Source organism: Mucilaginibacter sp. (genome assembly GCF_028288105.1).
Classification (GTDB): domain Bacteria; phylum Bacteroidota; class Bacteroidia; order Sphingobacteriales; family Sphingobacteriaceae; genus Mucilaginibacter.
Window position 1 is genome coordinate 1 of record NZ_JAQBOI010000332.1, and the last position, 7783, is coordinate 7783.

Annotated in this window: 8 protein-coding genes; 3 read left to right on the forward strand and 5 right to left on the reverse strand. The window is 41.9% G+C overall.

Going from position 1 to position 7783, the window contains the following annotated elements:
• Together JWQ85_RS21800 and hpt are read right to left on the reverse strand one after the other, a co-directional pair.
• The coding region (locus tag JWQ85_RS21800; RefSeq protein WP_299471792.1) for an FAD-dependent oxidoreductase at positions 1-593 on the reverse strand (593 nt) is incomplete at its 3' end.
• Between the two features lie 110 nt (positions 594-703).
• On the reverse strand, positions 704-1243 hold the full coding sequence (hpt, locus tag JWQ85_RS21805) for a hypoxanthine phosphoribosyltransferase (protein WP_256541489.1): 540 nt from the start codon (positions 1241-1243) through the stop codon (positions 704-706).
• Positions 1244-1259: 16 nt separating this feature from the next.
• Between hpt and JWQ85_RS21810 the strand changes: the two genes are divergently transcribed.
• Together JWQ85_RS21810 and def are read left to right on the forward strand one after the other, a co-directional pair.
• Entirely contained in the window at positions 1260-2534 is a 1275-nt protein-coding gene (locus tag JWQ85_RS21810; RefSeq protein ID WP_299471795.1) for a pitrilysin family protein, read from the forward strand.
• A 21-nt stretch (positions 2535-2555) separates the two neighbouring features.
• Entirely contained in the window at positions 2556-3128 is a 573-nt protein-coding gene (def, locus tag JWQ85_RS21815; RefSeq protein ID WP_299471797.1) for a peptide deformylase, read from the forward strand.
• 143 nt (positions 3129-3271) lie between these two features.
• On the opposite strand, the gene JWQ85_RS21820 is transcribed toward def, so the two are convergent.
• The 3 genes from JWQ85_RS21820 to JWQ85_RS21830 all read right to left on the reverse strand — a co-directional run bounded on the left by JWQ85_RS21820 (position 3272) and on the right by JWQ85_RS21830 (position 5382).
• Positions 3272-3892, reverse strand: coding sequence for a hypothetical protein (locus tag JWQ85_RS21820; RefSeq protein ID WP_299471799.1), 621 nt, complete (start codon positions 3890-3892; stop codon positions 3272-3274).
• 96 nt (positions 3893-3988) lie between these two features.
• Positions 3989-4267 carry a NifU family protein gene (locus JWQ85_RS21825; protein ID WP_299471801.1) on the reverse strand — a complete coding sequence of 93 codons (279 nt, stop codon included), beginning with the start codon at positions 4265-4267 and terminating at the stop codon, positions 3989-3991.
• Positions 4268-4293: 26 nt separating this feature from the next.
• Complete coding sequence (locus JWQ85_RS21830; protein WP_299471803.1) at positions 4294-5382, reverse strand: Mrp/NBP35 family ATP-binding protein; 1089 nt, start codon at positions 5380-5382, stop codon at positions 4294-4296.
• A 104-nt stretch (positions 5383-5486) separates the two neighbouring features.
• Between JWQ85_RS21830 and JWQ85_RS21835 the strand changes: the two genes are divergently transcribed.
• Positions 5487-7757: a transglycosylase domain-containing protein gene (locus JWQ85_RS21835; protein WP_299471805.1), complete on the forward strand. Its 2271-nt coding sequence runs from the start codon at positions 5487-5489 to the stop codon at positions 7755-7757.
• The last annotated feature ends 26 nt before the right edge of the window (positions 7758-7783 follow it).

Sequence of the window (7783 nt, forward strand, 5' to 3'; positions counted from 1 at the left end):
ACATTGGCCAGTAAAACATCGGCCCGCTGGTTTTCATAAAGGTTTTGCTCGCTGGTTTCCAGGTTATAATCCAGCAGTTCGTTAATATTTGCACCGGGTTTAAAATATTCGCTTTGTACAACATGCCTGTAGTTTACATAAAAAACAGAGTTGCGGGTGCGGTCAGGGATGGGGGCTGTTTGGGGGTTATTATGATAAGCTATGGCCTGCGCCTTATCAACCGAAACATAATAAAAGGGCTCGGTTTTAAGGTTTAGCTGACTGATGTATTTAAACACCATTTGATGGATGGTTGGGATACGCATGGCCCCGGCTTCTCCATAGGAGCTATCATCCTCAAAATATTGCTTTTCTTTTGTGTTTCGGAAGGTTTTGATGCGGCCGCCTACCCTTGTATTGGCCTCAACAATAGTTACGTTGTGGCCGGCCTGTTTAAGCATTGCGGCCGATACCATACCGGCCATACCGGCACCAATGATCAATACGTTTTTGGGTTTGGTTGTTTTGGGGATCCCCTCGTCAATATATTTTAAATACTGTTGAATAATGGGGTCATTGTCTTCATCAAGAAGACCGTGCAGGTAATTTTCCATTTGAATTGAATAAGGCGGTTTTAATTAGCTAAAGCTAAGCAAACCTATTACTTATTCAACCCCCTTATATCACCCTAAAAATACCCGCTTTTCACCCTTTGGGGAGAAGGTTATCCTATCTTCTTATATATCCCCTTTAAATTCCTGCCCAGTTCTTTATAATCAAGGCCATAGCCTACTACAAATTGGTTCGGTATCTGGAAGGCTACGTATTTCAATTCTTCAATACTGTGCTCAACCGAATCTGGTTTATAAAGCAGGGTGCAAACAGTGATGGAGGCCGGGTTGCGTGTCAACAGTTTTTCTATCAGGTATTTAATAGTATTACCCGTATCAATTATATCTTCCACTAAAATAACATCCTTACCTGTTATTTTTACGTGCAGGTCAAAATCATCACGAATGGTGCGTGTGCTTGATAGACCGCCTAAGTAAGAAGCCAGCTTGGTAAATGTAACCTCGCATGGTACAACAATTTCTTTAACCAAATCGGCAGCGAACATAAAACTGCCGTTTAGGATGCCTACAAATATGGGCTGGCGGCCTTCAAAGTCATTATTTATTTGCTGCGCCACCTCAGCAACACGTTGCTGTATGCTTTCGGCCGAGAACAATGGTTCAAATTCAAGATCGTCAATTTGTAGTTTCATGGTGTAAACATACATAATGGCGAAACAATTTGCATGTTTATACGCTATCTTTGAACCTTTTATGACAGATCACCATGTTCACGCGCTGCCAAACGGCATCCGCATACTATTTAAACACTCCCCGTCGCCCATTACGCATTGCTGCTTTGTGCTTAATGCCGGCTCGCGCGATGAGTTGCCCAATAAAGAGGGGCTTGCTCATTTTATAGAGCATTTACTATTTAAAGAAACCGAAAGGCGCAACACCCCGCAGATACTAAACCGCCTGGAACTGGTTGGCGCCGACCTTAACGCCTACACTACAAAAGAATATACCTGCATACATGCCTCCCTATTAAAACAACATTTAGAGCGTGCGGTAGACCTGTTCGAAGATATTTTGTTTCACTCTACCTTCCCCGCAGATGAAATGGAGAAAGAACGCGGCGTGATACTGGACGAGATAGCCTCGTACCTGGACCAGCCCGAAGAAGCCATACAGGATGACTTTGAGGAATACCTGTTTAAAGGCCACCCCATTGGTAATAACATTTTAGGCACGCCCGAAACGGTAGCGGTATTAAACGGCGAGGACATTAAACAATTTACCACCGCCAATAACAATACCCATCAAATGATATTCGCGGTTTATGGCGATTATGATTTTAAAAAGCTGATTAAACTGTGCGAGAAGTATTTTGGCAATGTGCCCGAAAATACCAATCAAAAGCACCGCATTGCTCCCGAATTGGTAAAAGGCGGCATTTACAATGTACCAAAAGCCATATCGCAAACGCATTGTATTTTGGGTGGCAGGGCTTATCCATCGGCGCATAAAAATAAATACGGTTTGCTGCTGCTTAACAATGTTTTAGGTGGCATGGGGATGAGTAACCGGCTTAACCTGGAAATTCGCGAGAAATATGGTATTGCCTATACTATCGAATCAAACTATACATCGTTAACAGATACCGGCATTTTCTCTATTTACTTTGGTACCGATGCCGAAAAAGCCGACAAGGCCTTAAAGCTGGTTCATAAAGAACTGAAGAAACTGCGCGATAATAAACTGGGTACAATACAGCTAAAACAAGCCAAAGAAAAATTTATAGGTCAAATAGCCCTTGCCGAAGAAAGCCGCATGAGCCTGATCATATCAATGGCTAAAAGTTTGCTTGATTTTAACCGGATAGATTCGCTGGAAGACATCTTTGCTAAGATAAATGCGGTTTCGGCCGATGATTTGTTAGAAATAAGCAATGAAATATTTGATAATGACCGTATGATAACCTTATTATTTGAGCCTAAATAAGAAATCTCCTACCTTTGCACCATGAAATATCCTATAATAGCATATGGCGACCCGGTTTTAAGAAAAAAAGCCACATCTATTGAACCTGATGAATACCCAAACATTAAAGAGTTGGTAAGCAACATGTTCGAAACCATGTACGGCGCGCGCGGTGTTGGTTTGGCTGCCCCGCAGGTGGGCATGTCTATGCGTTTGTTTGTTGTTGACGTTACCCCGTTTGATGATGAGGAACCAGAACTAAAGGATTTCAAAAAAGTATTTATCAACGCCTGCATTCTTGAGGAAAGTGGTGAAGAGTGGGCTTTTAACGAAGGCTGCCTAAGCATCCCCGACATAAGGGAAGATGTAAACCGCAAGTCTACCATTAAAATATCGTACTACGACGAGGATTGGAAACACCACGAAGAAACCTTTAGCGGTATGGCAGCACGCGTTATACAGCACGAGTATGATCATATAGAAGGCAAACTATTCACCGATAGGCTAAGCCCGCTACGCAAACGCCTGATAGAAAAGAAACTGAATGATATTTCTAAAGGTGTTGTAGATGTTGATTATCGTATGAAATTCCCGGCTGCTAAAAAGGGTAGATAGAAGAGAGTCAAGAAGTCAAGACATAAGAATCAAGACCGGAGATATTCATAACGAAAACAAAAAAGGGCTTCGATAATTCGAAGCCCTTTTCTATTATATCTGTCCCGGTCTTTTCTTGATTCTTGACTCTAACAGTCTTAACTCTATTTACTGTCTCCGTCGGTTATCGATTTAATTAAACTACCCCATGCAAGCGGGTTGAGCAATGGGTTTGTACGCGAGTGCTGGTTAACAATATCCTGGTGCATGTATTGCGCATTGGCGGATTGTATTTCCTGGCCATCTCTTGGCAGAGTGTTGGTCATGGCAACTATTGATGTACGGCTAATGTTTTTGCGGGCAATTTCCAGATCGTCATCCGCTATTTTAGCATTAACAAAATCTTTTCTAAACTCATCTGTAGTAGCCCATGGGAACACCCTTACCATTGGCAGGTTTGTTATTTGTGGTTTTATTAAAACCTTTGCAGTATAGCTTTTGCTTTTAACATTGGCCGGTATAACTACCGTAACAGGGGCATAACCAATCGCGGTAAATTGCAGGGAATCCTGCTCATGTGCCACAAATGAGAAATAGCCTTTAAAATTGGTTATCACAACGCTATTATGGTTGCTTATATTGGTAACGCTTACATAAGGTACTACAACATCGGCACTATCGGCATTGTATACCACACCCGTAAACTGTACCAGCGGATTTTCTTTTTTCTGTGAAAACGCTGATAAGGATGTCAGTAAAAACAATATGCCAATTAATCTTTTCATGCTAATATTCCCTGCCTATTTGAGTTTTGTTTTAAACAGGCGGGTAAAAATACGTTATTGAAAAATATCAATAAGTGCATTTAACACTTCTTAACACTATCTTAAATTTTCCGGAAGTACGGCATTGGGGTCATCAATGTCAGTTAGGTTTATCGCTTCAATACCGATAATCTGCGGTACAGCCTTTAAAATGGCCTGTTCAATCCCCGCCTTCAACGTCATGATGCTCATGGGGCACGAACCGCATGAACCCAGCAGCTTAAGCCTTACCACATTTTCAGGAGTAATTTCTTCAACAGAAACGTTACCCCCATCTGCCTCTAAGTAAGGCCGTATGGTATCCAACGCTGCTTCCACCTGATCTATTAAACTCATTTCTATTAAATTATACAGTAAAGTTATTAATTATTTACCACATTTAAGTTATCTGCCTTTTGGGCATTACAAATAGAAACCTGCTGGGCAACACGCCTGGCCATCTCCATAAATGCGGTAGTCATAACATCATCTTCGTCTAAAACAATTGGCCGGCCCGCATCCCCAGAATCGCTTATCCCCTTTATTAATGGTATCTCTCCCAAAAATGGCACATCCAATTGCTGGGCAAGCCTTTTACCGCCGCCTTGTCCAAAAATGTAATATTTATTATCGGGCAATTCTTCGGGGGTAAAGTAGGCCATGTTCTCCACTATCCCCATAATAGGCACGTTAATAGCAGGCATCAAAAACATGCCAATACCCTTTTTAGCATCGGCCAATGCCACATTTTGCGGCGTGGTAACAATTACAGCACCCGTTACCGGGAAACTTTGCGTAACGGTAATATGTATATCGCCGGTGCCTGGCGGCAAGTCAACCACTAAATAATCAAGTTCGCCCCAATCGGCATCATTAAAAAGCTGTTTTACGGCTGTTGATACCATTGGCCCACGCCATGGCACGGGTTGATTTGGATCTGTAAAAAACCCTATCGATAACAGCTTGATACCGAACTTTTCAATTGGCTCAATGCGTGTTTTGCCGTTCTCTTGCGTGGCTTTAGGGCGCTCACCTTCCAGGCCAAACATAATGGGGATAGACGGGCCATAGATATCGGCATCTATCAAACCCACTTTAGCGCCGGTTTTTGATAAAGCCAGGGCCAGGTTTACAGATACGGTAGATTTACCTACCCCACCCTTGCCCGATGCTACGGCAATAATATTTTTAACGCCCGGCACACCCGTGTTCTTTTGCGAGGTAACGTGCGATGTCATGTTCACGGTAACTTCAATATCCTTGCTGATAAAATGGCCTATAGCATTACGGCAGGCATTTTCAATTAAAGCCTTTAAAGGGCAAGCCGGTGTAGTTAACACTACCGAAAAGCTCAATTTGTTGCCTTCAATATGTATATCCTGTATCATGTTTAGGGTTACCAGGTCTTTTTTCAGATCTGGTTCTTCAACATTTCCAAGGGCTTGTAATACTTGTTCTTTAGTAAATTCCATATTTATTTAATCGCAATAATACGAAAACGGGTAGCAGCATGCGTTTGTTAAGAAAACAATTTGCAGTTTGCAACCGTTTGCACCACATCATAATTAGTTTAGTTTTGAAGCAAATTTCCTTTATGCGCCGTATCAACCCCAAATATATCCGTATTGCAGGTATAACTGCCCTAATATTAGTAGTTATTATACTGATAGGCGGATACGTTGCCTATTCTAAACGTGAGGTATTGCTTCAAAAAGCTATTTACAAAGCTAAAGCAAAAGCAAAAAGGGATTATAATTTAGATGTAAAAATAGGTTCGGCACATTTTACAGGCCTTAGCACCGTGGCTTTTTCTGACATAAGTGTTGTGCCCGACCAGCGCGACAGCCTGCTATCGGTTAAAAAGTTTAGCGTGAGCGTTAAAATATTTCCGTTAATATTTGGCAATATAAAACTGGCCGAAGTAGTCCTGCAGGATGGGCATTTAAACCTTACCAGCATCAAAGGCGTAAGAAACTTTGATTTTCTATTTAAAAAGAAGAAAGACACCGTTAATACCGGCAATAAAGTCGATTTGTCTGAACTATCAAACAACCTTATTAACGAGGTACTTTACAAGATCCCCGATGACTTATCGCTGCATGATTTTTTGGTGAGTTTTGCTGACGATAGCAGCCATGTAAAAATGCTTGCCCAAACCGCTATTATTAAAAACGGTAAACTGGCATCAACCATAAAGGTTGATGATGGTGATGCAACCTGGCATATAGATGGTACAATGCTACCATCAGATAAAGATATTGAAGTACATCTGTATGCCGATGGCAAAAAGGTAGAGTTACCTATAATCGAGAAAAAATTTAATCTGAAGCTGAACTTTGACACCATCAGTACCAAACTAAGCAACGTTAAACATAGCGGTGGCGAAACCAAAATATATGGTTCGTGGAGCGTACGCAACCTGTTGCTCAGCCACCCGGGTTTATCTGTTAGCGATATTGTGGTGCCCAATGGCTCTATAGATGCCAATGTGTTTGTGGGCACTAACTATATATCGCTTGATAGCTCTTCGGTTATTCACGTAAAAAAGCTAACCGCTAATCCTTATCTGAAATATACCCTTAACCCGGTAAAGATCTACGAGATGAAAATTAAAACCGGCTGGCAAAATGCACAAGACTTTTTTGATTCATTTCCTAACGGTATGTTCGAATCATTAGAGGGCATACAAGTAACCGGCAAGCTCAACTACAGTTTAAACCTGTTCCTAAACCGTGCGCATATTGATGATATGATATTCAATTCTTCCCTGCAAAAGGATAAGGATTTCCGGATAATTAAATATGGCAAGGCCGATCTGGGTAAATTGAATAAAACTTTTGTTTATGTACCTTATGAAAGGGGTAAAGCTATGTCGCCACATACCATTGGCCCCGGCAATTCAGATTTTACACCGCTTGAGCAGATCTCGCCCAATGTGCGAAATGCCGTAATGACTGCCGAAGATCCATCATTTTATACCAACCGGGGCTTTGTTGATGAATCTATTCGTAAATCGTTTATTACCGATATCAAGGAAAAGAAATTTAAACGTGGTGGGAGTACTATTTCCATGCAGCTGATAAAAAACTCCTTTTTAAGCCGCAACAAAACCCTTTCGCGCAAAATAGAAGAGATACTGATCGTATGGCTGATAGAGAATAACCGTATTATGAGTAAAAACCGGATGCTAGAGGTTTACTTTAACATTATTGAGTGGGGCCGCGGTATTTACGGTATTGGCGATGCTTCAAGATATTACTTTGGCAAATCACCGTCTGACCTAACCCTTGGCGAAAGTATTTACCTGGCCAGTATTGTTCCTAACCCTAAAGCAGGCCTATACGCTTTTCAGCCAGACGGCACACTGCGACCGGGCTTGCATGGCTACTTTAACCTTATAGGCCGGCTAATGGCAGGTAAAGGCCTCATAGAGCGCGATAGTAACGCTTATGGCTTTTACAACGTGCGTTTGCGCGAGGGCTTGCGCAGGGAAGCCCCTGTTGATACCCTTGTGGCTGATAGCCTGATACACCAAACCAGCGATGATGATAATGGGATAGGCGTGGTTCCTATTTTTGATGAGCCAAAGCACCCTAACTTCTTCCAGCGTTTATTTGGTAAAAAGGATACTGCCGCAGCCAAAATGGAAAAGAAGATAGAGGAAACCAACGAAACCATTAAGGCACGCCTTAAACAAGAAATTGAAAAAGTAAAAGCCGATTACAAAAACCGCATTGATAATGTGGATACCGCCGGCCGTACCAAGAAAGAAATAAAGGCCGAGAAAAAACGATTAAAGGACGAAGGCAAGGAAAAAGAGCGCGAACTAAAAGACCGCATGCCTTAATCTATGCAAGAGGCTTTTAATATTTC